Origin of the sequence: Streptomyces sp. NPDC006259 (assembly GCF_042870975.1) — a bacterium.
In the GTDB taxonomy this organism is placed as follows: Bacteria; Actinomycetota; Actinomycetes; order Streptomycetales; family Streptomycetaceae; genus Streptomyces.
On record NZ_JBIAHY010000006.1, the window covers coordinates 63,909 to 89,872 of the forward strand.

Consider the following 25,964-nt stretch of genomic DNA (forward strand, 5'->3'; position numbering starts at 1 on the left):
TGGTGAGGCCACCGCAACCCGAAGCGTCAGCTCTCCGGACGCTCCTCGGAGGCCGGCTCGGCCACCGAGGCGGGGTCCACCGCGGCCGACTTGGCCGTGCTGATCGCGGGCGTCGCGCCGTTGGCCCCGTTGGTCAGTGCCAGCTCCCTGGGGGAGAGCACCGGCGGACGGGTGGACGGCGTACGCCGCGAGGAGCCGGTCCATGCGGGCCGTGCCGGACGCTTGACGATGGCGGAGAAGATCTCGGCGATCTCCTCCTTGTTCAGCGTCTCCTTCTCCAGCAGGCGGAGCACCAGGTTGTCGAGGACGTCGCGGTTCTCGACCAGGATCTCCCAGGCCTCGTTGTGCGCGTTCTCGATGAGCTTCTTGACCTCTTCGTCGACCAGCGCGGCGACCTCTTCCGAGTAGTCGCGCTGGTGGGCCATCTCACGGCCGAGGAAGGGCTCGGTGTTGTCGCCGCCGAACTTGATGGCGCCGAGACGCTCGGTCATGCCGTACTGGGTGACCATCGCGCGGGCCGTGGCAGTGGCCTTCTCGATGTCGTTCGCGGCGCCCGTGGTCGGGTCGTGGAAGACCAGTTCCTCGGCCGCGCGACCGCCCAGCATGTAGGCGAGCTGATCGAGCATCTCGTTACGGGTGGTCGAGTACTTGTCCTCGTCCGGGAGCACCATCGTGTAGCCGAGCGCCCGGCCGCGGGACAAGATCGTGATCTTGTGGACCGGGTCGGAGTTGGGGGAAGCCGCCGCGACCAGGGCGTGGCCGCCCTCGTGGTACGCGGTGATCTTCTTCTCCTTGTCCGACATGATCCGGGTCCGCTTCTGCGGGCCCGCGACCACGCGGTCGATCGCCTCGTCCAGCATGTGGTTGTCGATCAGCTTCAGGTCCGAGCGGGCCGTCAGCAGCGCGGCCTCGTTCAGCACGTTGGAGAGATCGGCACCCGTGAAGCCGGGGGTACGGCGGGCGACCGCGGCCAGGTCGACGTCGGGCGCGACCGGCTTACCCTTCTGGTGGACCTTGAGGATCTCCAGACGGCCCTGCATGTCCGGGCGGTCGACCGCGATCTGGCGGTCGAAACGGCCGGGGCGCAGCAGCGCCGGGTCGAGGATGTCGGGCCGGTTCGTGGCGGCGATGAGGATCACGCCGCCCTTCACGTCGAAGCCGTCCATCTCGACGAGCAGCTGGTTCAGCGTCTGCTCGCGCTCGTCGTGACCGCCGCCGAGGCCGGCGCCGCGATGGCGGCCGACCGCGTCGATCTCGTCGACGAAGACGATCGCCGGAGCGTTCGCCTTGGCCTGCTCGAAGAGGTCACGGACCCGGGAGGCACCGACACCGACGAACATCTCGACGAAGTCGGAACCGGAGATCGAGTAGAAGGGGACGCCCGCCTCGCCGGCGACGGCGCGTGCGAGCAGGGTCTTGCCGGTGCCGGGAGGCCCGTACAGCAGCACACCCTTGGGAATCTTGGCGCCGACGGCCTGGAACTTCGCCGGTTCCTGGAGGAACTCCTTGATCTCGTGGAGCTCCTCGACGGCCTCGTCCGAGCCGGCGACGTCCGCGAACGTCGTCTTCGGCGTGTCCTTGGTGATGAGCTTCGCCTTGGACTTGCCGAAGTTCATGACCCGGGAACCGCCACCCTGCATCTGATTCATCAGGAACAGGAAGACGACGACGATGAGGACGAAGGGGAGCAGGGACAGCAGGATCCCGACGAAGGCGTTCTGCTTCGTCGGAGAGACCGTGTAACCGTCCGGAATCTGCTTGTCCTGGTACTTGGTCTGCAGCGTGTTGGCAATGGTCACGCCCTGATCGCCGATATAGCTCGCCTGGATCTTCGAGCTGCCCTCGATCTTTGTGCCGTCCTTGAGCGTCGCCTTGATGGTCTGCTCGTCACCGGTGGTGAGCTTGGCCGACTCGACCTTGTTGTCATTGATCGCTGCAATGACCTGGCCTGTGTCCACCGTCTTGTAGCCGCCGGACGAGCCGACGACCTGCATCAACACGACCACGGCAAGGACGGCCAGCACGATCCACATGACCGGCCCACGGAAGTATCGCTTCACGTCCATCCATACGGAGCGGTGCCGCCCCGTCCCTCCTGCCATAGTGAGTTTGATAAGACAGTTCTTCTGACGGTACCCCAGCATTGTCGCGCGAAGCCGCACGGGGAAGGCTGACGAACCCGTCTGCATGCTTCAACGGCGCGGAACCCGCTGGGGTTCCCGATCGTCCCGCACAGGACGCTCTTGTGGCTCAGCCGCCGTAGACGTGGGGCGCGAGGGTACCGACGAACGGCAGGTTGCGGTACTTCTCCGCGTAGTCCAGGCCGTAGCCCACGACGAACTCGTTGGGGATGTCGAAGCCCACCCACTCCACCTCGATCGCGACCTTGGCCGCCTCGGGCTTGCGCAGCAGCGTGCACACCTTGAGGGAGGCCGGCTCGCGCGAGCCGAGGTTGGACAGCAGCCAGGACAGGGTCAGTCCGGAGTCGATGATGTCCTCGACGATCAGGACGTGCTTGCCCTTGATGTCGGTGTCGAGGTCCTTGAGGATCCGCACCACACCGGAGGACTGGGTGCCCGCGCCGTAGGAGGACACGGCCATCCAGTCCATGGTGACGGGGGTGGACAGCGCCCGCGCGAGGTCGGCCATGACCATCACCGCGCCCTTGAGGACGCCGACGATTAGCAGGTCCTTGCCCGCGTACTCCGCGTCGATCTTCGCCGCCAGCTCCGCCAGCTTGGCGTCGATCTCTTCCTTGGTGATGAGCACCGTCTTGAGGTCGGCACCCATGTCTTTCGCGTCCACCCGCATCACTTTCGGTCGTCCTACCGGCCGCCGGCCCTCCGAGTGGAGGGTCGGGATTCAGCCTTGCCGAATCACCAGTCTGCCACCCTGACGCTGGGCCACGACTTTGCCGGGGAGATTGATGGCTCCCTGGCCGCGCCAGCCGGTGATCAGGCGGTCGATCTCCTCGATGTGCCGGGCGAAGAGCGAACCGGCCGGGGCGCCCGCCTCGATGGCGGCGCGGCGCAGGATGCGACGGCGCACGGCGGGCGGCAGGGCGTAGAGCTTGGCGCACTCCAGCAGACCGGCGTTGTCGCGTACGGCGGCCTCGGCCTGGCCGGCCCAGGCGTCGAGGGCGTCGGCGTCGTCGCGGGAGAGCTGGGCCGTACGGGCGAGGGCCTCGACCACGCCCTTGCCGAGGGCCTTCTCCAGGGCGGGCAGGCCTTCGTGGCGGAGCCGGGAGCGGGTGTAGGCCGGGTCGGCGTTGTGCGGGTCGTCCCAGACGGGGAGGGACTGGGCCATACAGGCCTTGCGAGCGGTCTGCCGGTCGAGTTGGAGGAAGGGCCGCCGGTAACGGCCGCCGGCCCCCGAGACCGCGGCCATTCCCGACAGGGAGCGGATGCCCGAGCCGCGGGCGAGACCGAGGAGGACGGTCTCGGCCTGGTCGTCGCGGGTGTGGCCGAGGAGGATCGCGGCGGCACCGTGCCGGTCGGCGGCGTCGTCGAGGGCCGCGTAGCGGGCGTCGCGGGCGGCGGCCTCGGGGCCGCCCGCACGGCCGACGGTGACGGCGGTGGCCTCCACGGGGTCGAGACCGAGTTCGCGCAGGCGCAGGACGACCTCGTCGGCGCGCAGATCGGAGCCGGGTTGCAGGCCGTGGTCGACGGTGACGGCGCCGGCGCGGATGCCGAGCTTGGGGGCTTCGAAGGCGAGGGCCGAGGCGAGCGCCATGGAGTCGGCGCCGCCGGAGCAGGCCACGAGCACGAGCGGCGAGGGCGGACGCTCGTGCGAGGGGGTGTCAGGGGTGCTGTGGTGGTCGGTGAGGATGTCGTGGAGGACGCGGCGGACCGCCAGGCGTATCGCCGCGACCGCAGGATGGGGACCCATGTCCGGTTCCCTTCATGAAATTTTCGGGGGTTGAAGCCGAGGCCGGTCACGCAGAGTGTGTAGATGGTGACAGAACCGGGGCGTTCCCCGAGCATTGCACGCCTGGTGGGGACTCACGGTCCCTCGGACGGGTGATTGAAGGGGCGTTCTCCTGCCGTCGGCCGGTTTCGATTCCCGTCGGACCACGCGCTCACCACCGGCTCACCGGTTCACGATTCGGTCTTGCGGTGCACGCGCGCGACCCAGTCCGCCGGCTGGGCGATCTCGGCCTTGGTCGGGAGGGTGTTCGGCGAGGTCCACACACGGTTGAAGCCGTCCATGCCGACCTCCTCGACGACGGACCGCACGAACCGTTCACCGTCCTTGTACTGCTTGAGCTTGGCATCCAGGCCGAGCAGTTTGCGCAGCGCCATGTCCAGCCGCGAGGCACCCTTGGCGCGACGCTGCTGGAACTTCTCACGGATCTCGGCGACGGTCGGGACGACGTCCGGTCCCACGCCGTCCATCACGAAGTCGGCATGGCCCTCGAGGAGGGACATCACGGCGGTGAGCCGGGCGAGGATCTCCCGCTGGGCGGGGCTCTGGACCAGTTCGACCAGGGAACGGCCGCCGTCGTCCTCCTCGCCCTCGGGGCGTCCGCCGGCGAGGGACTGGGCCGCTTCCCTGACCCGCTCCAGGAACGTCATGGGGTCGACGTCCGTCTCCGCCAGGAACGACTGGATCTCACCCTCCAGGTGGTCGCGGAGCCAGGGCACCGCGGAGAACTGGGTTCGGTGCGTCTCCTCGTGCAGGCACACCCAGAGGCGGAAGTCGTGGGGATTCACGTCGAGTTCGCGTTCGACGTGCACGATGTTCGGCGCGACGAGGAGCAGCCGGCCGCCCCCGTTGGCCCCGGCGGGCAGCTCGCGGGTGGCGGGGGCGAAGGTCTCGTACTGGCCGAGGACGCGGGAGGACAGGAACGACAGCAGCATGCCGAGTTCGACGCCGGTGACCTTGCCGCCGACCGCGCCGAGGACCGCGCCGCCGGCGCCGCCGCCGCGGCGTTCCTCCATCTTGGCGAGGAGGGGCTTGAGGATCTCCCGGAAGCCGGCCACGTTCGCCCGGATCCAGCCGGGGCGGTCGACGACCAGGACGGGGGTGTCGTGGAGGTCCTCGGTGCCCATACGAGTGAAGCCCCGGACGTGTCCTTCCGAGGCCTTGGCGTGCCGACGCAGTTCCGCGACGACGGCACGGGCCTCTTCGCGACTCACCTCCGGGCCCGGCCGTACGAGCCGGGTCGCGGTCGCGACCGCGAGATTCCAGTCGACCATCCCGGAAGAGGCACCACCGATGCTCGTCATGCGTCAACCGTACGTGAGGGGTGCCGTTGCGGGCAGGGCGTGGGGTGGGAGTGGGGGATGCGTCAGGGTCGTCTCGGGGTGGGGGCCGGGTCGGCGTGGCCGTCGGACGAGGGGCGGGGCCGGTGCCGAGGGGTGGGCGCGGCCCGGCGCCGACGGAAGCCGTATCCACGTCCGCCCGCCTGTGCTTCTCCCGCCGTCCCCGGCACGCGTGCCCGGGAGGGCGGCGGGTGGGCGCGGGCCGGGCTCAGCGGCAGCCGCAGGCCGCCAGGGCGGTGACGGCTCTGTCCAGGGCTGACTGGGCCGAGGCCGGGTCGGTGGTGTTCGCGGCGAGGACGGCGAAGGCCAGGACGTGGCCGTCGCGGTCGACGACGGTGCCGGCGAGGGTGTTGACGCCGGTCAGGGTGCCGGTCTTGGCGCGGACGACACCGGCCGCGTCGGCCTCGTCGTTCGTGTAGCGGGTGGTGAGGGTGCCGGTGAAGCCGGCGACGGGCAGCCCGGTGAGGACGGGGCGGAGGTCGGGGCGGGCGGGATCGCCGGCCTTGACGAGCAGCGCGGTCAGGAGGTTCGCGGTGAGCCGGTCGTCGCGGTCGAGGCCGCTGCCGTCCCTGAAGTCGACGCCGTCCAGCGGCAGTCCGAGCCGGCCCAGCTGGGTGCGGATCGCCTTGCCCGCGCCGGCGAAGTCGGCGCGTACACCGGTCGCGAGGGCGGTCTGGCGGGCGAGCGCCTCGGCGATGTCGTTGTCGCTGTTGGTCAGCATCCGCTCCACGAGCGAGGCGAGCGGCGGGGAGGAGACCGTGGCCAGCGTCTCCGCGCGCGCGGAGGCCTTCGACGGGCCGGGCGCCGACGTCCTGACGCCGAACTCCCAGAGGAAGTCCGCGAACTTCTTCGTCGCGTCGGCCGCCGGGTCGGGCACGCGGCGCGCCGGGCCGGCCGTCGAGCCGTCCGTGCGGCCCTCGTCGACGGTCAGGGCGGTGACCCGGGCCAGGTTCGGGTTGACTCCGATCGGGTGAACTTCGGTACCGGCGTACAGCGTGGTGTCGTACGACAGCGTCGCCTGGGTGATGCCGCGTTTCTTCAGGGCCGTGGCCGTGGTGGCGGCGAGGGTGCGCAGGCCGGCCCAGCCCTCGGCCCCTCCGCGGGCGGTCAGGGTGGGGTCGCCGCCGCCGACGAGGACGACTTCCCCGGTGCCCGGTTCGAGGGCGGTGCGGGTGGTGAGGCGGTGGTCGGCCCCCATCGCGGCGAGGGCGGCGACCGCGGTGGCGATCTTCGTGGTGGAGGCCGGGGTGAGCGCCTCGTCGGCTCCGCTGCCGTAGAGCCGCGCGCCCGTGGTCACGTCCACCACCGCGGCCGTACGGCGGGTGCCGAGGGCCGGGTCGGCGAGGAGGGGGCCGAGCACGCGCGTGAGGGCGGCGGAACCGGGAGCCGACATGACGGTGGTCGTCGCGCCGCCGAGGCCCGTCAGGACCGGCCCGGCGCTGGGCGCGGGCCGCGGCGCCCCGGCCGCGGTGTCGGACGTACCGGACCCTTCGGTCCCGCCGCCGTGATCTACGCCACCCAACTGCTCCAGTGCGGTTGCGCGGTCCCGCTCGGCCGTACGCTGACCGGAGGAGTCCCAGGGGCCGGCGGCGGTCGCCACGCCGACGGCCAGGGCCAGTCCGGCGGTCGTCGCCCCCGCGGTGTACTGCCAGGTCCGGCCCGGCTTCGGCCTCGTGATCCGCGCGAGCTGCGGTTTCGCCGCCTGCCTGAGCCGTGCGACCCGCGGTTCGGCGGCCGCCGCCGCCCGCGCGAGATGGGGCCGTACGACCCCTGCGGCCCTGGCCAGACGCGGTCGTACGGCGTCCGCGGCCCGCACCACGTGCGGTCTCGCGGCCCGCCAAGGCCTCAGCTCTGGCACGATCACCAGCCCCTTTCGCGATCACACACCTGCGTGAGGGACACTTAACCACCAGAACTATGTGCTGATCATGGAGGAGCGTCCGGTGGAGTTCGACGTCACGATCGAGATCCCGAAGGGTTCGCGGAACAAGTACGAGGTGGACCACGAGACCGGTCGGATCCGCCTGGACCGTCGGCTCTTCACCTCGACCGCCTACCCGACCGACTACGGCTTCGTCGAGAACACCCTCGGCGAGGACGGCGACCCGCTGGACGCGCTGGTCATCCTGGACGAGCCGACCTTCCCGGGTTGCCTCATCCGCTGCCGCGCGATCGGCATGTTCCGCATGACCGACGAGGCCGGCGGTGACGACAAGCTGCTCTGCGTGCCGTCGACCGACCCGCGCGTGGAGCACCTGCGGGACATCCACCACGTGTCGGAGTTCGACCGGCTGGAGATCCAGCACTTCTTCGAGGTCTACAAGGACCTGGAGCCCGGCAAGTCCGTCGAGGGCGCCGACTGGGTGGGCCGTACCGACGCCGAGGCCGAGATCGAGCGGTCGTACAAGCGCTTCAAGGACCAGGGCGGTCACTGAGTCGCCCGGCCCCTGAGGGGGCCGCAGAGGGCCGCGCGCACGCGTGCGGCCCTCTGGCATGTCGGCGCGATGTCGGGTGGCCGTCGTCGGTGGGCATACGTGGGTGGGCATACGTCGGTGTCATACGTCGGTGCGCATACTGAGATCTACGGAATGTGTCGTTCAGGGAGCGTTGCCCAGTGACGGAGGCGGAGGACCGCAAGCCGCAGTCGGACGAGGCGAAGGGCACGTTCGATCCGGAGATCACCTCCGAGTTCGCGATCCCGCGTGGGCTGGCCGTCCCCAAGGCCGGGGGCGAGTCCGAGACCACGTCGGAGTTCGCCGTTCCGACCGGCCTCGATGTGACGCAGGCGACGGGCGCGGAGTCCGAGGGGTCGGCGTTCAGCGTGCCGAAGACGTACAGCTCGCGCCATGCCCCGCCCGCCTTCACGCCCGCCGAGGGCTTTCCCGTGGTCAGTCTGACCAAGGACGTGCCCTGGCAGGACCGGATGCGGACGATGCTGCGGATGCCGGTGACCGAGCGCCCGGCGCCGGAACCGCCGCCCAAGGCGGAGGAGGGCGGCCCGGCCGTCCCGCGCGTGCTCGACCTGACGCTCCGCATCGGCGAGCTGCTGCTGGCGGGCGGGGAGGGCGCCGAGGACGTGGAGGCCGCGATGTTCGCCGTCTGCCGCTCCTACGGACTCGACCGCTGCGAACCGAACGTCACCTTCACCCTGCTGTCGATCTCCTACCAGCCCTCCCTCGTCGAGGACCCGGTGACGGCGTCACGGACCGTGCGGCGCCGGGGCACCGACTACACACGGCTGGCGGCCGTCTTCCACCTCGTCGACGACCTCAGCGACCCCGAGACGCACATCTCCCTGGAGGAGGCCTACCGGCGGCTCGCCGAGATGCGGCGCAACCGGCACCCGTACCCCACCTGGGTGCTGACCTCGGCGAGCGGACTGCTCGCGGGCGCGGCCTCGGTGCTCGTCGGCGGCGACCTGATCGTGTTCGTGGCGGCGGCGATCGGCGCGATGCTCGGCGACCGGCTGGCGTGGCTGTGCGCCGGGCGCGGGCTGCCGGAGTTCTACCAGTTCCTGGTGGCCGCGATGCCGCCCGCCGCGATAGGCATCGCGCTGACGCTCGGGCACGTCGACGTCAAGGCCTCCGCGGTCATCACCGGCGGGCTGTTCGCGCTGCTGCCCGGACGCGCCCTCGTGGCGGGCGTGCAGGACGGTCTGACCGGTTTCTACATCACCGCCGCCGCCCGCCTGCTGGAGGTCATGTACTTCTTCGTGGGCATCGTCGTCGGCGTGCTGGTGATGCTGTACCTCGGCGTGCAGCTCGGCGCCCATCTCAATCCCGACGCCTACCTGGGCATCGCCAAGCGGCCGCTGTGGCAGATCGGCGCGTCGATGCTGCTGTCGCTGACCTTCGCGGTCCTGCTCCAGCAGGAACGGTCCACCGTGCTGGCCGTGACGCTGAACGGGGGCGTCGCCTGGTCGGTGTACGGCGCCATGCACTACGCCGGTGAGATCTCGCCGGTGGCGTCGACGGCCGTGGCGGCGGGGGTGGTGGGGCTGTTCGGGCAGCTGCTGTCGCGGTACCGGTTCGCGTCGGCGCTGCCCTACACGACCGCGGCGATCGGGCCCCTGCTGCCGGGGTCGGCCACCTATTTCGGACTGCTGGCCATCGCGCAGAACGAGGTGGACGCGGGGCTGGTCTCTCTGACCAAGGCTGCCGCGTTGGCGATGGCCATCGCCATCGGCGTGAACCTGGGGTCCGAGATCTCGCGGCTGTTCCTGCGGATCGGGTCCGCGGAGAAGCGGCGGGCCGCCAAGCGGACGCGCGGATTCTGAGCGGGGGCACCGGAGAGGGCAGGGCACCGGAGGGGGCATCTCGTGCCCGCCGCCGACGGCTGCGGCCGGGGGTGCGAGGCGGTGACCGCCTTGCGGCTGGTCGCGCCCGCGCGGCGGCGCCGCGCATCGATGCGGCCCCGCCCCCCTTCCGGGCGCTGTCAGTAACCCTGGTCGTACGGGTGCTGCCCGTTCTGCTGCTGCTGGGGCTCGGGCTGCCAGTCCTGCTGGGGCTGCGGCTGCCAGCCCTGCTGCTGCGGGTACGGCTGCTGCTGGGGGTGCTGCTGCGGATACGGCTGCTGCTGCGGGTACTGCTGTTGGGGGTGCTGCTGCGGGTACTCCTGCTGCGGATACCCCTGCTGCTGGTACTCCTGCTGCGGGTACTGCCGGCGGTACTGCTCGCCGTACTGGTCCTGCTGCTGGTAGTCGCCCTGGTGTTCGCTCTGGCCCTGGTTGCCGTACGGGTCGTGTTCCTCGATGCGGCGGAGCTGGGTCGTGGCGTCGTCCATGGCCGGGGGCTGCTGGGCGGGGGGCCCGGCCTGCGGGGGGTTCTTCTTGGACTGGGAGCGGGCTCGGAGGAACTCGATGATGATCGGGACCACCGAGAGGAGGACGATCAGGAGCAGGATCGGCTCGATGTTCGTCTTCACGAACTCGATGTTGCCGAGCCAGGAGCCGAGCAGGGTCACGCCCGCGCCCCACAGGATGCCGCCGACGACATTGAAGATCAGGAAGGAGCGGTACCGCATGCCGCTGACGCCGGCGATGATCGGCGTGAACGTGCGCACGATGGGCACGAAGCGGGCCAGGACCAGGGACTTGGGGCCGTACTTCTCGAAGAACTCGTGCGCCTTGGTGACGTTCTCCTGCTTGAAGAGACGGGAGTCCGGACGGGTGAAGAGGGACGGGCCGACCTTCTTGCCGAACATGTACCCCACCTGGTCGCCCAGGATGGCGGCGACGCAGATCAGGGCGATCGCCGCCCACAGCGGGAAGTCCAGCTGATTCGACGTGATCAGCAGACCCGCCGTGAACAGCAGCGAGTCACCCGGCAGGAAGAAACCGATGAGCAGGCCCGACTCCGCGAAGACGATGAGCAGCAGACCCCAGATGCCGAAGCTGTCGAGCAGATAGTCGGGGTCCAGCCAGCTCGGTCCGAGGGCAAGGGTCGTCACGGTTCCGGGCTCCTGACGGGGTGAGGAAGTACAGCGTCCTTCTACGGCCGCACAAAGCTATCAACGCAATGCGTCCGCCCCGGGTTCCATGGGGCTCCCCAGGATGCACTGTGATCCGGATCGGGCAAACCTGTGAGCATGGGCATCGAAGATTACGGCGGCGGCCAGGGGCCCCGGCCGGACGTACTGGTCGTCACCACCAACGACGTACCCGGGCACCGGGTCGAGCAGGTCATCGGCGAGGTGTTCGGACTGACGGTGCGCTCTCGGCACCTGGGGAGCCAGATCGGGGCCGGACTGAAGTCGATGGTCGGCGGCGAGCTGAAGGGCCTCACCAAGACGCTCGTCGAAACCCGCAACCAGGCCATGGACCGGCTCGTGGAGCAGGCACGCGCGCGTGGTGCCAACGCCGTGCTGGCGTTCCGTTTCGACGTGACGGAGGCGGCCGACGTCGGCACCGAGGTGTGCGCGTACGGGACGGCGGTGGTCGTGGCCCGGGAGTGACCCCGGGCCGGGACGCTACGCGGACGCATGCCGGGCCGCGTTGGCGGCGATCGCCCCCTTGAGGTGCTCGGCGAGACCCGGACGGGTGGAGTCGTAGAACGCCCTGAACCGCTCGTCGGCGACGTACATCTCGCCGAGGGACCGGTGGAAATCGTACGAGCACTCGTAGAACCATTCGCTGATGTGCCGCCGGTGTTCCTCGGCCATGTCCATGGCCCGCTCGCCGGTGGGCGGCTCACCGGCGGCCATGAGCGCGTCGTAGCGTCCGCTCCAGTCGGCCACCTCCTCCTGCATGCGCTGCCAGTCCTCCTTGGTGTAGCGGGCGGCCCGGCGCTGCGACTCGGCGTACAGCTCGGTGCCGCCCCAGCGCTGCTCCGCCTCCTCGGCGTACCGCTCGGGATCCTTGTCGCCGAAGACCTCGAAGCGTTCCTCGGGGGTCAGGTCGATGCCCATCTCACGTGCCTCCATGGCGTGTTCCACGGCCGCGGCCATCTTCTGAAGCTGCTCGATCCGGACGGTCAGCAAGTCGTGCTGACGGCGCAGGTGCGCGCGCGGGTCCGCCTCCGGGTCGTCGAGCAGGGCGGCGACCTCGTCGAGCGGGAAGCCGAGTTCTCGGTAGAACAGGATCTGCTGCAACCGGTCGAGGTCGGCCTCGCTGTAGCGCCGGTGGCCCGCGTGGCTGCGCTCGCTCGGGACGAGCAGGCCGATGCCGTCGTAGTGGTGCAGGGTGCGCACCGTCACTCCGGCGAAGCCCGCGACCTGTCCTACGGAATAGCTCACTTCGTCCGCTCCCTTCTCGGTTCGCACTCCACCGTGGGCCCTCACGCGACGTGAGGTGCAAGCCCGTCTCCCGGGCAGCTCCCCCTCCTCCGACGGCTCCGCCCGCCCAGGCAGGTCCCGTTTCCCGGTAAGTCCCGCTTTACGGTGCCTCCCGTTGCGCGGTGGCTCCGGCCACCAGGGCCGCTCCGGCTTCCGCGGGCTGCCCGCCTCCCCGGACTGCCCGCCTCCCCGCGCAGCACCCGATTTGTCCGCTTATCGTGAGCGCGTGGCCCAGGACACCGCGCGGCAGACGCCCCCCTCTCCAGCGAGCCCCGCGCGCGCGTTGCTGCCCTCGATCCTGCCCGCCCTGGTCGTCGGTGTGCTGGCGAGCCTGCTGTTCGTACTGGTCAGCTGGGTCGCCGAGCAGTTGCAGGGAGTGCTGTGGAAGAACCTGCCGGATGCGCTGGGCGTGGGCCGCTACTCGGTGCTGTGGATGTTCGTCATGCTCACCACTACCGGTATCGCGGTCGGGCTGGTGGTGTGGAAGGCGCCCGGCCACGCGGGCCCCGATCCCGCGACCACCGGCCTCGACGCCCCCTTGCTGCCGCCGGTGGTGCTGCCGGGACTGCTGCTGGCGACCGTGTTGATGCTGGCCGGCGGTCCGAGTCTGGGCCCGGAGAACCCGATCATCGCGGTGAACGTGGCAGTGGCGTACTGGCTGGGCCGTCGGCTGCTGCCGCGGGCGCCGGGCCGGGCGTGGCCGGTGCTGGCGGAGGCGGCGACGATCGGGGCGCTCTTCGGCACGCCGGTCGCGGCGGCCCTGCTCATCTCCGAGGCGCTCGCGGGGCGGCAGACCGAGGGGCCGCTGTGGGACAACGTCTTCGCGCCGCTCGTCGCGGCCGCGGCCGGCTCGATGACGACGACCCTGGTCGCCCGTCCGACCTTCGACCTCGGGCTGCCGTCGTTCGGGCGGCCCGGCTGGGGCGATCTGCTGTCGGCGACGGTGATCGCCTCCGTGGGGGCGTTGCTCGGCATGGCCGCCGTGCGCGCCTTCCCGTACGTCCACGGCGGGTTCGCCCGACTGCGGCATCCCCTGCTCGCGCTGCCGGCCGGTGGGGTCGTGCTGGGGCTGCTGGCGGCTCTGGGCGGCCATCTGACGCTCTTCAAGGGGCTGGACGAGGTCGGGGAGCTGGCTCACGATCCCGAGGGCTGGACGGCGGGGGAGTTCGCCACGATGACGGTGGTGAAGCTGGCCGCGCTGCTCGTCGCCGCGGCCTGCGGCTTCCGCGGCGGACGGATCTTCCCGGCGGTGTTCGTGGGGGTCGCCCTCGGGCTGACCGCTCACGCCCTCGTGCCCGCGGTCCATCCGGCGGTCGGGGTGGCGACGGGCGTGCTCGGCGTGCTGCTCGCCATCACCCGGCAGGGCTGGGTGAGCCTGTTCGTCGCCGCCGTCCTGGTCGCCTCCCCCGCGATCATCGCGCTGCTCTGCATCGCCTCGCTGCCGGCCTGGCTGCTGGTGACCGGAAGGCCGCAGATGCAGCTGCGGGAGAACGGGGCGGCGATCCGGTGAACCGATCGGACCCCCCGATCCGATGAAGCGGTAGGACGCCGCCGCCTTCCCCGCCCCGTCGAGTCCCCGTCCCGGCCCCCGACCCTCCGACCTTCCGTTCCCCACCCCGACCCCTAGGCCCCCGGCCCCTCCCCGCCCATCAGCCCCCAGCCAGCCCCCCACCCAGCCCTCCGACAGGAGACTTCCATGGCCCTGCACGAAGGTTCCGCGAAGCCCGACGAGCGTTCCCTGTCCGTGAATCCCTTCTACGGCGAGGCGGACCCGGTCAGCGGTATGACCGAGGCACCGCCCAAGCACCGGCTGCCGGACGGCCCGACGCCGCCCTCGACGGCGTATCAGCTGGTCCACGACGAGCTGATGCTGGACGGCAACTCCCGGCTGAACCTGGCCACCTTCGTCACCACGTGGATGGAGCCGCAGGCCGGGGTGCTGATGGCGGAGTGCCGCGACAAGAACATGATCGACAAGGACGAGTACCCGCGCACCGCGGAGCTGGAGCGCCGCTGCGTGGCCATGCTCGCCGACCTCTGGCACGCGCCCGATCCCTCGGCGGCCGTGGGCTGCTCGACGACCGGGTCGAGCGAGGCGTGCATGCTCGCCGGAATGGCCCTCAAGCGGCGGTGGAGCAGACGCGAACCCGACCCGACCGCCCGGCCGAACCTGGTCATGGGGGTCAATGTCCAGGTCTGCTGGGACAAGTTCTGCAACTTCTGGGAAGTCGAGGCCCGCCTGGTGCCCATGGAGGGCGAGCGCTTCCACCTGGATCCGCAGGCCGCCGCCGAGCTGTGCGACGAGAACACCATCGGGGTCGTCGGCGTCCTCGGCTCCACCTTCGACGGTTCCTACGAGCCGATCGCCGAGCTGTGCGCGGCCCTGGACGCCCTTCAGGAGCGGACCGGCCTGGACATCCCGGTGCATGTCGACGGGGCGTCCGGCGCGATGATCGCGCCCTTCCTGGACGAGGACCTCGTGTGGGACTTCCGCCTCGCGCGCGTGGCGTCGATCAACACCTCCGGGCACAAGTACGGGCTGGTCTATCCCGGTGTCGGATGGGCCCTGTGGCGCGACAGGGAGGCCCTGCCGGAGGAACTGGTCTTCCGCGTCAACTACCTGGGCGGCGACATGCCGACCTTCGCCCTGAACTTCTCACGGCCCGGCGCCCAGGTCGTCGCGCAGTACTACACGTTCCTCCGGCTGGGCCGCACGGGCTACCAGGCCGTACAGCGGTCCACGCGGGAGGTCGCCCGGAGCCTCGCCGACCGGGTGGAGGCGCTCGGCGACTTCCGGCTGCTCACCAGGGGCGACCAACTGCCCGTCTTCGCCTTCACCACGGCCCCCGGCGTCGAGTCCTACGACGTCTTCGACGTCTCGCGGCGGCTGCGTGAGCACGGCTGGCTGGTGCCGGCGTACACCTTCCCGCCCAACCGGGAGGACCTGTCCGTGGTGCGGGTCGTGTGCCGCAACGGCTTCTCGTCGGACCTCGCCGACCTGTTCGCGGACGACCTGACGCGGCTGCTGCCGGAGCTGCGCCGGCAGCCGCACCCACTGACCCGGGACAAGGGGGCGGCCACCGGCTTCCACCACTGAGCCGGCGGCTCACGCGCCCGCCGCGCCCGTCACGAGCGGGAAGTGGGCGACAGGCGGGATCAGCGGCCGGACGACGGCCGGCCACACGCGCCGGTCCTCCCGGCCGGGCCGGACGGGTCCCGTGGGGCGGTCGCCGTCCGTGCGGATCCCGGTCCGGCCGACACCTGCCGGTGGCCGCGCCCCATGCGCACGTCCTCGGCGGTCGTCTCCGCGCCGGCCAGGTGTCAGTGGTCGTCCTCGGGGTGCCGCTCCCCCGTCGCGTAGGGGTTCTCCTGGTCGTCCGTGAGGACGCCGACGAACGGCTCGCCCTCCCCGGAGAAGGTGTAGGCCCCGCCCTCGATGCGGGCGATCAGACCCAGGGTCCACTCCGCCTCGGCGTCCGCCGTGTGGACCCAGAGGTTCATGATCTCGCCGATGTGCCCCAACTGCTCCGGGCCCGCCTCGGGCAGATAGTGCTCGGTGACGGCCGAACGCCACTCCTCGATGCGCCGGACCCGTTCCTTCAGCAGCGACACGGCCTCGGCGCGCGGCAGGTCCACGATGACGCCGAGGGCCGCCGACTTCACGTCCATCTTCTGGTCGTAGGACGACAGCGACTCGCGCACCAGCCGGAAGTACTCCTCGGTGCCCAGCTCGGTCATCTCGTACTCGGTGCGGGGCGGGCCGCCGACGGTGGACGGGGCGACCTCGTGCGCGTGCAGCAGTCCCTGCTTCGCCATCTGCTTCAGGGCGTGGTAGATCGAGCCCGGTTTGGCGGTGGACCACTCGTGGGCGCCCCAGTACTCCAGGTCGTTGCGCACCTGGTAGCCGTGGGCCCGCCCGTGCTGGCGCACCGAGCCCAGCACGAGGAGACGGATCGCTGACATGACGTCCAGATTAGGCCGCCCGGAACCGGCGGGGACAACGGGCCGGGGAGCGGGAGGCGCGACCGGCCGGCGCCCGAGGAGGGAACCGGCCGGACGGCGAGACGGGCCTACGGCATGCCGGAAGGGCTAGAAGGGGAACCCGCTGCGTCCGTGCTGCACCGAGATCCACTTCGTCGTCGTGAAGGCCTCCAGGGTCGTCTCGCCGTTCAGACGGCCGACGCCGGAGTTCTTCTCGCCGCCGAACGGCACGATCGGCTCGTCGTGGACCGTGGCGTCGTTGACGTGGAACATTCCGGTGACGATCTGCCTGGCGAAGGCGACGCCCCGCTCGATGGAGCCGGTGTGGACGGCGCCGCTGAGCCCGTAGGGGGTGTCGTTGACGAGGCGGACGGCCTCCTCCTCGCCGTCGAAGGTGTTGATGAAGACCACCGGACCGAAGACCTCCTGCTGGAGCAGGGCGGAGTCGGCGGGAAGGCCGCTGAGCACGGACGGCTCGACCAGGTTGTCGGTGGTGGCGCCGTGCAGGAGGGCGGTCGCGCCCTCGGCGATGGCCTGGTCGACGATGCCGGAGAGGGCGTCCGCCTGCGAGGAGTTGATGACCGGGCCGATGAGGGTCTGCGGGTCGCGCGGGTCGCCGGCCTTGAGGGTCTTCACCTTGGCGACGAACTTCTCGGTGAACTCGTCGGCGAGCGAGCGGTCGACCAGGACGCGGTTGGCGGCCATGCAGACCTGGCCCTGGTGCACGAAGCGGCTGAAGACGGCCGCGTCGACCGCGTAGTCCACGTCGGCGTCGTCGAGGACGACGAACGCGCTGTTGCCGCCGAGTTCGATGATCGACCGCTTGAAGTGCGAGGCGGCGACGGTGGCGACGTGCCGGCCGACCTTGTCGGAGCCGGTGAAGGAGATGACCCGCGGGACCGGGTGCTCCAGGAAGGCGTCACCGATCTCGGCGATGTCGGTGACGACGACGTTCAGCAGGCCCGGGGGCAGCCCGGCGTCCTCGAAGAGCTTGGCGATGACGGTGCCGCCGGCTATCGGGGTGTTCTGGTGCGGCTTGAGCACCACGCCGTTGCCGAGGGCCAGCGCGGGAGCGACCGACTTCAGCGACAGCAGGAACGGCACGTTGAAGGGGCTGATCACGCCGACGACGCCGACCGGCTCGCGGTAGACGCGGTTCTCCTTGCCGTCGATCGGCGAGGGAAGGATCCGGCCCTCGGGGCGCAGCGACAGGTGGATCGACTCGCGCAGGAACTCCTTGGCCAGGTGGAGTTCGAAGGCGGCCTTGCCGAACGTGCCGCCGGCCTCGTCGACGAGGATCTCGCTGATCTCCGCCTCGCGCTCCTCGACCAGCCGCAGCACTTTCTCGAAGACCGAGCGGCGGGCGTAGGCGTTGGTGGCGGCCCACTCCTTCTGGACGCGGGCGGCGGCGCGGTAGGCCTCGTCGACCTCGTCGACGGTGGCTATCGTGATCGACGCGACCTTCTCGCCGTTGTAGGGGTTGAAGTCGATGATGTCCCAGGACCCCGTGCCGGCACGCCACTTGCCGTCGATGTACTGCTGGGCCAGGTCGGTGGAGTACGACGACATGTGATCCCTCAATCCCCTGCTGCGATCGGCTGCGATCGGCATCACGATCTGATCACACGTCATCGTACGGGTGTTTCAAGGGAGTTGGGGCGCCACTTGGGGCACTCCTGGGGTTCCCGAGGGAAAACCCTGAGCGGGTGACCTAGGAGAGCTGGAGCAGCCCGCGCAGCAGGTCCCGGCTCTCGTCGGGGCCGGGGCTGTCCTGCTGAAGTTCCTTGAGCGCCTGCTCGTACTGGGTGACGTCCTCGCGTTTGTCCAGGTAGAGGGCGCTGGTGAGCTGCTCCAGGTAGACGACGTCCGACAGGTCGGACTCCGGGAAGCTCAGGATGGTGAAGGCGCCGGACTCACCGGAGTGCCCGCCGAAGCTGAACGGCATGATCTGCAACCGCACGTTGGGGCGCTCGGAGATCTCGATCAGGTGCTGAAGCTGCTCGCGCATGACCTCGCGGTCGCCGTACGGCCGACGCAGAGCGGCCTCGTCGAGGACGATGTGGAAGTCGGGGGCGTTCTCGGCGACGAGGTACTTCTGCCGCTCCATGCGCAGGGCCACGCGCCGGTCGACGTCTGCCGCGCTCGCGCCCTTCATCCCGCGCCGCACGACCGCGTGCGCGTACGCCTCGGTCTGGAGCAGGCCGTGCACGAACTGCACCTCGTAGGCCCGGATCAGGGCGGCCGCGCCCTCCAGGCCGACGTAGGTGGGGAACCAGTTGGGCAGGACGTCGGAGTAACTGTGCCACCAGCCCGCCACGTTGGCCTCGCGGGCGAGACCGACGAGCGCCTGGCGTTCGGCGTCGTCGGAGATGCCGTACAACGTCAACAGGTCTTCCACGTCACGTGTCTTGAAGCTCACGCGGCCCAGTTCCATCCGGCTGATCTTCGACTCGGACGCCCGGATCGAGTACCCCGCGGCCTCGCGCGTGATACCGCGTGTCTCCCGCAGTCGCCGTAGTTGCGAGCCGAGCAGCATCCGCCGCACCACCGATCCGGGCTCTCCCGCGCTCACGTTCGCCAGCCTCCCCAACCGTCCTCAGGGCCCGCAGTCTGCCACTAAAACACTTCGAGCAGTACTCGTCCGATTACAGAGATGGGAAAAAACCAAAGGGTACACACGGCGCGCCGCGAGGGAAGGGTGAGGAGAAAGCAAGGGAAGTGTTCGCCATCCACAAGAAGATGGCGGAAAAAATGGCCAAGAAGCGGTACGTGCGGGTCCATTTCGGTCACGTGCACGTGCATCTGCCCTTGCATCTGCCCTTCGCATCGGAAAGCATGGTCCCGCGCCACCGCTGCATCGCAACGACCGCGACTCCCGGGAGTGCCTCGCATGGGGACGAATGGATCGACCATGCTCAAGCCGTTACGGCAGGGCCTTCCGCCGCTTGATCCCGCGGCCGTGTCCGACGCGGCGTCCTGTGCTCTGCCGACCCGCTTGGAAGCAGTGCGCGAAGCGCGGCAGTTCACCCGCAGAACCCTCGGCCAGTGGGACGTCGACGAGCGGTTCGACGACGTGTGCCTGGTCGTCTCGGAACTGGTGACCAACGCCCTGCGGCACGGACTGTCGCCCCATGCCGCGCCCTGCCTGCCCGAGCGGCAGCCGCCCGTGCGTCTGCACCTGCTGCGCTGGACCGAGCGGTTGGTGTGCGCGGTGCGCGACCCCAGCCGGGACAGTCCCCTGCCGCGCGAGGCGGACGACTTCGCGGCGGAGTCCGGCCGCGGCCTGCTCCTCGTCGACTCCTTCGCCGAGGGCTGGGGCTGGCATCCGCTCTCCCCGAACCTGGGCGGCAAGGTCGTCTGGGCGCTGTTCCGGCTGCGCTCCCCCGCCGAATGACGCGCAGCAGGGCCTTCCGGTGTCGCGTTTCTACGCGCGTCGCAGCCCCTGGTGGACCGTGTTTCCCGGCCCGTCGGACGTCGAGGCGGACCGCCGTCAGCCGACGACCAGGTGGTCGAACTCGCCGTCCTTGATACCCAGGAGCATCGCCTCGATCTCGGCCCGCGTGTAGACGAGCGCGGGACCGTCCGGGAAGCGTGAGTTGCGCACGGCCACGTCGCCGCCGGGCAACCGCGCGAACTCGACGCAGGACCCCTGGGAATTGCTGTGCCGGCTCTTCTGCCAGGCAACCCCGGACAACTGTGTGGCCGCCATGCCGTTGTACACGTCGTGCCCCCCGTCAACGTCGTGGTCCACAGGTCGCTCCCTGCTGGTGCACTGGCTCGTGTGGCCATAGATGCCGTGGTCAACTGTTCCGGATCATAGCCCCGTTCACATGCCTTTGCATGAGCAGATGCACGTGCACGCGGGGTGCGTGCGCGGTTACAGCTTTGACGCCCGCTTTACCGAGCCCGGACGGCACTGGAAGCCCTTGCGGCGCCTGCTCCGACGCCCGTCGCGCAGGCGACCACCGGTTCACCCGGGCGATCCCGTGGCAGCACCGGGTGCAAGAAGTAGTACGGATGGAACCACCCATGCACAGGAAGAGACGCATCGGGTGCCCTCGATGTTCCACCGTCCCGGACGCGGTTCGGCCCGCCGACTCCGGAGCCGGTCGCCGCGGATGGCCGGATCACTCCTCGCCTGGGCGGACGCCGACCGTCCACTCGGTACACCGGCCGGCCCCGCAGGCCACCCCCGGCAGCCCCGGCATCGGCGTCGCGCACGCCCTCGCGCCGTCGCCTTCCCCGCCGCGAACAGGCCGGGGCCGCCCGCTCCGCCTCCCCGCCCGAAAACGGCTGCACCCCCTCGGGCGACGGAGACGCCGTCCGAGGGGGCGAGGGCGGCCGGTCTCCGAGCAGGTCGCGGGAGACGGCCGGTCGGCGGATATCGGACCGGTGCATCCCGCCAGGACGACGGGACGGCCGGCGCGCTTCCGGTCGTACAGATGCTCATCGGCTGGTACGGCGATGAGAGGAGCGTTCGTACGAACGTGCCGAGGTTCGCGGGGCCGTCAGCGGCTGCTGTACGGCAGCAGCGCCATCTCGCGGGCGTTCCTCACGGCCCGTGCCAGGCGGCGTTGCTGCTGGGCCGAGACGCCGGTGACCCGGCGACCGCGGATCTTGCCGCGGTCGGAGACGAACTTCCGCAGCAGGCCGGTGTCCTTGTGGTCGATGTAGGTGATCCCGGCTTGATCCAGCGGGTTGGGCCGGTTCCTGGCGGGCCGGCGTTCGCTGGTGCGGGGCACGGGTCAGACCTCCAGGAGGGCGTCGAAGGCGGGCGGCAGCCGCTTCCAGGCGCCCCGCCCGGCGGCGTACTCCGCGTCGGTGAGCAGACAGGACTCCAGCAGCCGGTCGAGGCCGTCGCGGTCGAGGCCGGGCGAGGTGAAGACCAGGTGCTGGCAGCAGTCGCCGTGCTCGGGATGCCAGTCCATGGCGGCCGCGGCACGGCGTACCGGCGGGAGCAACTCCCAGGCCGCGTCCGGCAGCGAGGCCAGCCAGGGGCCCGCCGACTCCACGCAGAGGGCTCCGCCGGCCGCGTCCCAGTGGAGCAGCACATCGGGCTTGTCCGCCAGCCAGAACCGGCCCCGGCTGCGGGCGGCGGCACAGGTCAGATCCTCCAGCGCCGCGTACAGCCGCTCCGGGTGGAAGGGGCGACGGCGGTGCCAGACGAAGGTGGTGACGCCATGTGCGTCGGCCTCGGCCGGCAGCAGCGCGCAGGCCGGATGCTGGGCCGCGGCGGCGGCCTCCACGTCGAAGCCGGCGAGAGCGGCAGCGACGAGCGGCGGGCGCGGCTCCCGTGCCTTCGCACGTGCGGACGGGTCGGCCGCGTTCCGTCGCCGGCCGTCCGGGACGGGCACCCGGCGGGCCGTCGGATGGAGCTGGGCCAGCAGCTCGCGGTCCTCGTCGTCGGCCTCCGGGGAGTCGACGACGGCCAGGACCGGGGCGTACTCCAGCTGCCGGGCGAAGGTGTCGGCGACGGTCCGTAGGTCGGTGGCCGCGGCGGCGAGGCCGCGCTCGGCGAGGTCGTCGCCGTTGCCGAGGTACGGCAGCAGGAGCGCCGGGTCGACGGCGGTGATCACGCCGGTGACCGTGAGGCCGCCGGCGACCACCACCTCGGCCATCGCCCTGGGCTCGACGGAGTCCCACAGCTCGACGACCGCCAGCCGGGTGGCGGGGTCGTCGGCGAGGCGGAGCAGCTCGGGCACGAGGTCCTCGCGCAGGGCGCAGCAGGCGCAGTCGTCGACCAGTGGCGCCTCACCCGCGAAGAGGATGCCCCCGGCGTCCCTAGTTGTGCGGACGACCGTGCCGGCCGCCGCCGTCGCCAGGTCGTGGTGGAGCGCCACGCTGCCGGGGACCTCGGCGAGCAGCCGCGCGACGGTCGTGCGGCGGGCCTCGGCGTGCAGCCCGCCGACGATCACCACCGGCAGACTCACGCCCCGCCCCGCTTCCCGAACCGGCGTTCGAAGCGCTCGACGCGGCCGGCCGTGTCCAGGACGCGGGCGGTGCCGGTGTAGAAGGGGTGGCTGACGTTCGAGATCTCGACGTCCACGACGGGGTAGGTGTTGCCGTCCTCCCACTCGACCGTCTTCTCGCTGCTCATCGTGGAGCGGGTGAGGAAGGCGTGGTTCGCGGCCCGGTCACGGAAGACGACGGGGCCGTACGACGGGTGGATTCCCTCGCGCATGGCGGTCAGCGCTCCTCTCGGAATGCGACGTGGCGGCCGGCGACGGGGTCGTACTTGCGCAGGGTCATACGGTCCGGGTCGCTGCGGCGGTTCTTACGGGTGACGTACGTGTGGCCGGTCCCCGCGGTGGAGCGGAGCTTGATGACCGGGCGCAGTTCGTTGCGTGCCATGCTGATACCTTACTGAAAATGACTTCCATTTGCATCAAGCTTCGAGGAGAGGTACGTCACCCATGTCCGCGCACTGCATGCTGACCGGCGCCCGGCCGGGCTTCGGCAACCGCGTCTCCCACTCCCACCGGCGCACTTCGCGCCGCTTCGACCCCAACATCCAGTCCAAGCGGTACTGGCTGCCGAGCGAGGGCCGTCAGGTACGGCTGCGGCTGAGCACCAAGGGGATCAAGACGGTCGACGCGATCGGCGTCGAGGCGGCCGTCGCCCGGATCCGGGCACGGGGGGTGCGGGTCTGATGGCGAAGAAGAGCAAGGTCGCGAAGAACGAGCAGCGGCAGGAGGTCGTCGCCCGGTACGCCGAGCGGCGCGCCGAGCTGAAGGAGATCGTCCGGCGGCCCTCGTCGACGGAGACGGAACGCCTGGCCGCACAGCGGGAACTGCGCCGGCAGCCACGGGACGCGAGCGCCACCCGCGTGCGCAACCGGGACCAGGTGGACGGCCGGCCGCGCGGGTACTACGGGGCGTTCGGACTGTCCCGGGTGAGTCTGCGGGGGCAGGCGCACGCGGGGTATCTGCCGGGGGTGCGCAAGGCTTCCTGGTGAGGTCGTGCGGGGTGGCGGGGTGCGGGGTGGCGGGGCGCGGGGGCACCGAGGTGCCGGGCTGGGGGGTTCCGTGAGGGCGGGCCTCGGGTCCTTCCCGGCGTCCCGGTCCCCATCCGGGCGGGCTCGGATTCCCCTCCCGACGTCCCGGTTCCTTCCGGGCGGGCTCGGTTCCCCTGACACGCGGGTTCCCTCCGGGCGGGCCTGGCTCCCCTGACCCGCCGGTTCCCGCCGGGCGGGGCTCGGTTCTCCTCTGGCGAGAGGTCCCCTTCCGGGCGGGCTCGGTTCCCCATCGGCGATCGGTTCCTTCGGGTGCGGGCCTCGGTTCCCCTCCCGACGTCCCGGTTCCTTCGGGCGTGGGCCTCAGTGCCCTTCCGGCGTCCCGGTCCCTTCCGACGGGCTCGGATTCCCCTCCCGACGGTTCCGTTCCTTCCGGGCGGGCTCGGTTCCCCATGGGCGATCGGTTCCCCATCCTCGTGGGCGCGGTTCTCTTCCGGCTGGGTCGTCCTTGTTCCCCGGCTGGTAGCTTGCTGGCCGTCCTTCCGGTTCTTTCCGGTTCTTCCGGTCGACCCGGCCGTCCGGCTACTGCTTGGGAGCCCGCAGTGACTTCGGCGAACTTCTCGCGCCCCTCGCCCACCTCGCGTCCCGCGCGCGGGACGTCCCGCCGGGGGGTGCGGGCCGTCGCCGTGACCGCCGCCGTCCTGGCGGGGGCACTCGCCGTGACCGCGTGCAGCGACGGCGACGGATCCGACGGCGCCTCCTCGGCCACGCCGGGTGTCACGGCCGGCACGGGCACCGGGGAGGGGAGCGGTGGGACGGGCGGCACGAGCGGTTCCGTGACGGCCTCCGGCGAGCTGGAGGGCAGCTGGCTCGCCACGGCGGACGGCCGCGCCGTCGCCCTGATCATCACCGGCCGGCAGGCCGCCCTCTTCGCGACCGGCGGGACCGTGTGCAGCGGGACCGCCGGCAAGGAGGCCGCCATGACGATGATCCGGCTCACCTGCCCGAGCGGGAAGAAGGACCGGACGACCGGCATGGTCGACTCCGCCGACGGCAAGAGCCTCAGGATCACCTGGGACGGCGCGGCCGGCGAGGAGACGTACACCAAGGCGGAGGGCGGACAGTGGCCGTCCGGGCTGCCGACGGCCGGTCTGGGATAGCGAAGCGATCACGACGGCGGGGGCGCGCACCGGCGGGGGCGTTCATGCGTGATGATCCTCCGAGCACCGTCACATCACCGTAGGGACCACTCATGCGCGCCGTTCCGATCACCGTCACCGCCCTCGCCGCCGCCTTCCTCCTCACCGCCTGCGGGGGTGGGGACGACGGCGCCTCCGGCGACGGGGGAAGCAAGGCCTCGTCCCCTTCGGGTACCGCCTGCGCCGCCGGGGACCTGACCATGGCGGCCGGTGCCGTGAACGCCGCGCCCGCCGCCGGGGACACCGGCAACGTGACCGTCACGGTCACCAACGGCGGCAAGGAGTGCACTCTGAAGGGCTTCCCGAAGGTCGAGCTGGAGGCCGACGGGACCACCGTCGACGTCCCCCGCGACGAGGCCGGCGAGGCACAGTCGCTGTCCCTCGCCGAGCAGGGCGCCGCCTCCTTCACGATCACCTACGTCCGCGGCGAGGACGGTGACGCCAGTTTCGCCGTCAAGACCCTCAAGTACGGCCTGCCGGACGCGTCGGCCACCGAGAGCCTGGACTGGTCGTACGGCGCGGTCGCCCGCAAGGACGGCGACAAGCCGGACGCGTCGGTGAGCGCGTTCCAGGTGGCGGGGGACTGACCTCGGGGACCTCGTCCCGCTGACCTCTCCCCCGCGTCAGGGCAGGTGCGGGCGGGAGTGGACCTGAGCCCGGTCCGCCGCCTCCGCGCCCTCCGTCCAGCCCGCTTCGTCGGTGACGCCGCGCAGGCGGGTGGTGGTGGTCCGGGGGAAGAGGCGGTCCGTGGCCGCCGAGACCGCCACCTCCCGGGAGGCCAGGACGGGGAGGAGGTCTGCGGTGATCGGGGTCTCGGCCGCGGTGGCCAGGCGGGTGCCCACGCGGTGGGCGTAGGCGGCCAGGAAGGACTGGCGGAACGTCTTCGTGCGTCTGCGGCCGCCCGCCCGCTGTGCCGCCTCCGCCTTCGTCATCGCGGTCCGTGCCTGCACCAGGAGTGAGGTGTAGAGCAGCTCCACCACCTCCAGGTCGGCCTCGAAGCCGACGACCGTGGAGAAGCAGAAGGGCTCGTTCCACACGGCCCGGCAGTGGTTGGCGCCGGCGACCGCGTCCAGCAGCACCGCCTTGGCCTGCTCGTACGGCGGCTCGACGCCGATGCGCCGGGCGCCGGGCGCGTCCGGCGCCGGGGCCGCCGCGTCGAGCAGCGCCTCGTCGACACTGTGCCGGGCCATCAGCTCCTGCGCCTTCGCGGTGAGCGCCTCGGCCTCCTCGGGAAACCCGGTCGCCTCCGCCTTGGCGAGCAGCGCGCGGATGCGGGTGAGCATGCGGGAGTCGGAGCGCGGCTGTCCGCTCGCCTCCTGGAGGGGTTCCAGGGTGGGCAGCCGCAGCAGCAGCCGGTACAGCTCCAGGGTCGTCGTCGCGTGCGAGAAGCGGTCGCCGGTACGGGGTGAGGGGCCGGTGGACAGCGGGTCGGTGGGCAGCTCCTCCAGCTGGGCCGACCAGCGCCGGCCGCGGGCCCGGTCGTGCGGCGCCTGCGTGTGGATCAGCGCCGCCAGCAGCCGTACGTGCGTGTCCTCCAGGTCGCGGCGGACGAGCCGTACGAGGTCCGCGGGCTGCCAGCCGCGGCGCCAGGCCGCCGCCAGGAACTCCTCGCCGCGGCGGGCGAGTTCGGCGTCCGCGGCCGGGTCGGCGGCCAGCAGGGACGCGCCGGTGTCGAGGGAGGCGTCGGTGTCGTCGTAGAGGGCTGCCCGGAAGGCGCGTTCGACGGTGTTGGGCGTGCTGCTCACCCGTCGATCGTGCCACGCGCGCGTACCGGCACGGGACTGTCAACCAAGGGTT

27 protein-coding genes are annotated in these 25,964 nt (G+C 71.2%); 11 read left to right on the forward strand and 16 right to left on the reverse strand.

The genetic code is table 11. The features are described 5' to 3' along the window. Positions 1–26: 26 nt before the first annotated feature. From ftsH to dacB, 5 genes are all read right to left on the reverse strand, one after another. Positions 27–2,066 (reverse strand): ATP-dependent zinc metalloprotease FtsH, encoded by a 2,040-nt coding sequence (gene ftsH / locus ACFYO5_RS24810; protein ID WP_356561176.1) that lies wholly within the window; start codon positions 2,064–2,066, stop codon positions 27–29. Between the two features lie 184 nt (positions 2,067–2,250). Continuing rightward, complete coding sequence (gene hpt / locus ACFYO5_RS24815; RefSeq protein WP_356560576.1) at positions 2,251–2,811, reverse strand: hypoxanthine phosphoribosyltransferase; 561 nt, start codon at positions 2,809–2,811, stop codon at positions 2,251–2,253. 51 nt (positions 2,812–2,862) lie between these two features. Then, complete coding sequence (gene tilS, locus ACFYO5_RS24820; protein WP_356560578.1) at positions 2,863–3,888, reverse strand: tRNA lysidine(34) synthetase TilS; 1,026 nt, start codon at positions 3,886–3,888, stop codon at positions 2,863–2,865. A gap of 209 nt (positions 3,889–4,097) precedes the next feature. Further along, complete coding sequence (locus ACFYO5_RS24825) at positions 4,098–5,228, reverse strand: zinc-dependent metalloprotease (RefSeq protein WP_356560580.1); 1,131 nt, start codon at positions 5,226–5,228, stop codon at positions 4,098–4,100. 244 nt (positions 5,229–5,472) lie between these two features. Beyond that, positions 5,473–7,128 (reverse strand): D-alanyl-D-alanine carboxypeptidase/D-alanyl-D-alanine-endopeptidase, encoded by a 1,656-nt coding sequence (gene dacB / locus ACFYO5_RS24830; RefSeq protein WP_388712464.1) that lies wholly within the window; start codon positions 7,126–7,128, stop codon positions 5,473–5,475. A gap of 79 nt (positions 7,129–7,207) precedes the next feature. Here dacB and ACFYO5_RS24835 point away from each other — a divergent pair, with 79 nt between their 5' ends. Together ACFYO5_RS24835 and ACFYO5_RS24840 are read left to right on the forward strand one after the other, a co-directional pair. Next, entirely contained in the window at positions 7,208–7,699 is a 492-nt protein-coding gene (locus tag ACFYO5_RS24835) for an inorganic diphosphatase (RefSeq protein ID WP_007452023.1), read from the forward strand. Between the two features lie 179 nt (positions 7,700–7,878). Beyond that, positions 7,879–9,540 carry a threonine/serine exporter ThrE family protein gene (locus ACFYO5_RS24840; protein WP_388712467.1) on the forward strand — a complete coding sequence of 554 codons (1,662 nt, stop codon included), beginning with the start codon at positions 7,879–7,881 and terminating at the stop codon, positions 9,538–9,540. A gap of 158 nt (positions 9,541–9,698) precedes the next feature. On the opposite strand, the gene ACFYO5_RS24845 is transcribed toward ACFYO5_RS24840, so the two are convergent. Next, positions 9,699–10,712 carry a DedA family protein gene (locus ACFYO5_RS24845; protein ID WP_388712470.1) on the reverse strand — a complete coding sequence of 338 codons (1,014 nt, stop codon included), beginning with the start codon at positions 10,710–10,712 and terminating at the stop codon, positions 9,699–9,701. Positions 10,713–10,850: 138 nt separating this feature from the next. On the opposite strand from ACFYO5_RS24845, the gene ACFYO5_RS24850 reads away from it, so the two are divergent. Next, positions 10,851–11,216, forward strand: coding sequence for a YbjQ family protein (locus ACFYO5_RS24850; RefSeq protein WP_356560590.1), 366 nt, complete (start codon positions 10,851–10,853; stop codon positions 11,214–11,216). 15 nt (positions 11,217–11,231) lie between these two features. Here ACFYO5_RS24850 and ACFYO5_RS24855 read toward each other — a convergent pair whose 3' ends face one another. After that, positions 11,232–11,996 (reverse strand): MerR family transcriptional regulator, encoded by a 765-nt coding sequence (locus tag ACFYO5_RS24855; RefSeq protein ID WP_388712474.1) that lies wholly within the window; start codon positions 11,994–11,996, stop codon positions 11,232–11,234. A gap of 265 nt (positions 11,997–12,261) precedes the next feature. Between ACFYO5_RS24855 and ACFYO5_RS24860 the strand changes: the two genes are divergently transcribed. Further along, positions 12,262–13,545, forward strand: coding sequence for an ion channel protein (locus ACFYO5_RS24860; protein ID WP_388712476.1), 1,284 nt, complete (start codon positions 12,262–12,264; stop codon positions 13,543–13,545). A 186-nt stretch (positions 13,546–13,731) separates the two neighbouring features. Continuing rightward, positions 13,732–15,132: a glutamate decarboxylase gene (locus ACFYO5_RS24865; RefSeq protein WP_388712479.1), complete on the forward strand. Its 1,401-nt coding sequence runs from the start codon at positions 13,732–13,734 to the stop codon at positions 15,130–15,132. 224 nt (positions 15,133–15,356) lie between these two features. On the opposite strand, the gene ACFYO5_RS24870 is transcribed toward ACFYO5_RS24865, so the two are convergent. From ACFYO5_RS24870 to ACFYO5_RS24880, 3 genes are all read right to left on the reverse strand, one after another. Continuing rightward, the gene (locus ACFYO5_RS24870; protein WP_356560598.1) at positions 15,357–15,998 is read right to left on the reverse strand and encodes a PadR family transcriptional regulator; all 642 of its coding nucleotides are present in this window, start codon (positions 15,996–15,998) and stop codon (positions 15,357–15,359) included. A 126-nt stretch (positions 15,999–16,124) separates the two neighbouring features. After that, positions 16,125–17,585, reverse strand: coding sequence for an aldehyde dehydrogenase family protein (locus ACFYO5_RS24875; RefSeq protein ID WP_388712487.1), 1,461 nt, complete (start codon positions 17,583–17,585; stop codon positions 16,125–16,127). A gap of 142 nt (positions 17,586–17,727) precedes the next feature. Continuing rightward, positions 17,728–18,552, reverse strand: coding sequence for a helix-turn-helix domain-containing protein (locus ACFYO5_RS24880; RefSeq protein ID WP_388713651.1), 825 nt, complete (start codon positions 18,550–18,552; stop codon positions 17,728–17,730). Between the two features lie 182 nt (positions 18,553–18,734). Between ACFYO5_RS24880 and ACFYO5_RS24885 the strand changes: the two genes are divergently transcribed. Continuing rightward, positions 18,735–18,965, forward strand: a complete 231-nt coding sequence (locus tag ACFYO5_RS24885; RefSeq protein WP_388713726.1) for a hypothetical protein — start codon at positions 18,735–18,737, stop codon at positions 18,963–18,965. After that, positions 18,907–19,410: an ATP-binding protein gene (locus ACFYO5_RS24890; protein WP_356560602.1), complete on the forward strand. Its 504-nt coding sequence runs from the start codon at positions 18,907–18,909 to the stop codon at positions 19,408–19,410. The genes ACFYO5_RS24885 and ACFYO5_RS24890 overlap by 59 nt, the downstream gene beginning before the upstream one ends. Positions 19,411–19,506: 96 nt before the next feature. Here ACFYO5_RS24890 and ACFYO5_RS24895 read toward each other — a convergent pair whose 3' ends face one another. From ACFYO5_RS24895 to rpmG, 5 genes are all read right to left on the reverse strand, one after another. Then, complete coding sequence (locus tag ACFYO5_RS24895; protein WP_356560604.1) at positions 19,507–19,767, reverse strand: DUF397 domain-containing protein; 261 nt, start codon at positions 19,765–19,767, stop codon at positions 19,507–19,509. Between the two features lie 757 nt (positions 19,768–20,524). After that, positions 20,525–20,758, reverse strand: coding sequence for a 30S ribosomal protein S18 (gene rpsR, locus ACFYO5_RS24900; protein WP_388712491.1), 234 nt, complete (start codon positions 20,756–20,758; stop codon positions 20,525–20,527). A gap of 3 nt (positions 20,759–20,761) precedes the next feature. Continuing rightward, a complete protein-coding gene (locus ACFYO5_RS24905; protein ID WP_388712493.1) occupies positions 20,762–21,946 on the reverse strand; it encodes a CobW family GTP-binding protein in 1,185 nt (394 codons plus the stop codon). After that, positions 21,943–22,197 (reverse strand): type B 50S ribosomal protein L31, encoded by a 255-nt coding sequence (locus ACFYO5_RS24910; RefSeq protein ID WP_356560610.1) that lies wholly within the window; start codon positions 22,195–22,197, stop codon positions 21,943–21,945. The genes ACFYO5_RS24905 and ACFYO5_RS24910 overlap by 4 nt, the downstream gene beginning before the upstream one ends. A gap of 5 nt (positions 22,198–22,202) precedes the next feature. Further along, on the reverse strand, positions 22,203–22,367 hold the full coding sequence (rpmG, locus tag ACFYO5_RS24915) for a 50S ribosomal protein L33 (protein WP_388712497.1): 165 nt from the start codon (positions 22,365–22,367) through the stop codon (positions 22,203–22,205). Between the two features lie 62 nt (positions 22,368–22,429). On the opposite strand from rpmG, the gene rpmB reads away from it, so the two are divergent. The 4 genes from rpmB to ACFYO5_RS24935 all read left to right on the forward strand — a co-directional run bounded on the left by rpmB (position 22,430) and on the right by ACFYO5_RS24935 (position 24,754). Continuing rightward, entirely contained in the window at positions 22,430–22,666 is a 237-nt protein-coding gene (rpmB, locus tag ACFYO5_RS24920) for a 50S ribosomal protein L28 (RefSeq protein WP_388712499.1), read from the forward strand. Further along, complete coding sequence (gene rpsN, locus ACFYO5_RS24925) at positions 22,666–22,971, forward strand: 30S ribosomal protein S14 (RefSeq protein WP_388712502.1); 306 nt, start codon at positions 22,666–22,668, stop codon at positions 22,969–22,971. Before rpmB ends, rpsN begins: the two co-directional genes overlap by 1 nt. 599 nt (positions 22,972–23,570) lie before the next feature. Beyond that, complete coding sequence (locus ACFYO5_RS24930) at positions 23,571–24,128, forward strand: hypothetical protein (RefSeq protein ID WP_388712505.1); 558 nt, start codon at positions 23,571–23,573, stop codon at positions 24,126–24,128. Between the two features lie 92 nt (positions 24,129–24,220). Beyond that, the gene (locus ACFYO5_RS24935; protein ID WP_388712507.1) at positions 24,221–24,754 is read left to right on the forward strand and encodes a DUF4232 domain-containing protein; all 534 of its coding nucleotides are present in this window, start codon (positions 24,221–24,223) and stop codon (positions 24,752–24,754) included. Positions 24,755–24,790: 36 nt separating this feature from the next. Here the strand turns inward: ACFYO5_RS24935 and ACFYO5_RS24940 are convergent, their stop codons facing one another. Then, complete coding sequence (locus ACFYO5_RS24940; RefSeq protein ID WP_388712510.1) at positions 24,791–25,912, reverse strand: DUF2786 domain-containing protein; 1,122 nt, start codon at positions 25,910–25,912, stop codon at positions 24,791–24,793. Positions 25,913–25,964 lie beyond the last annotated feature (52 nt).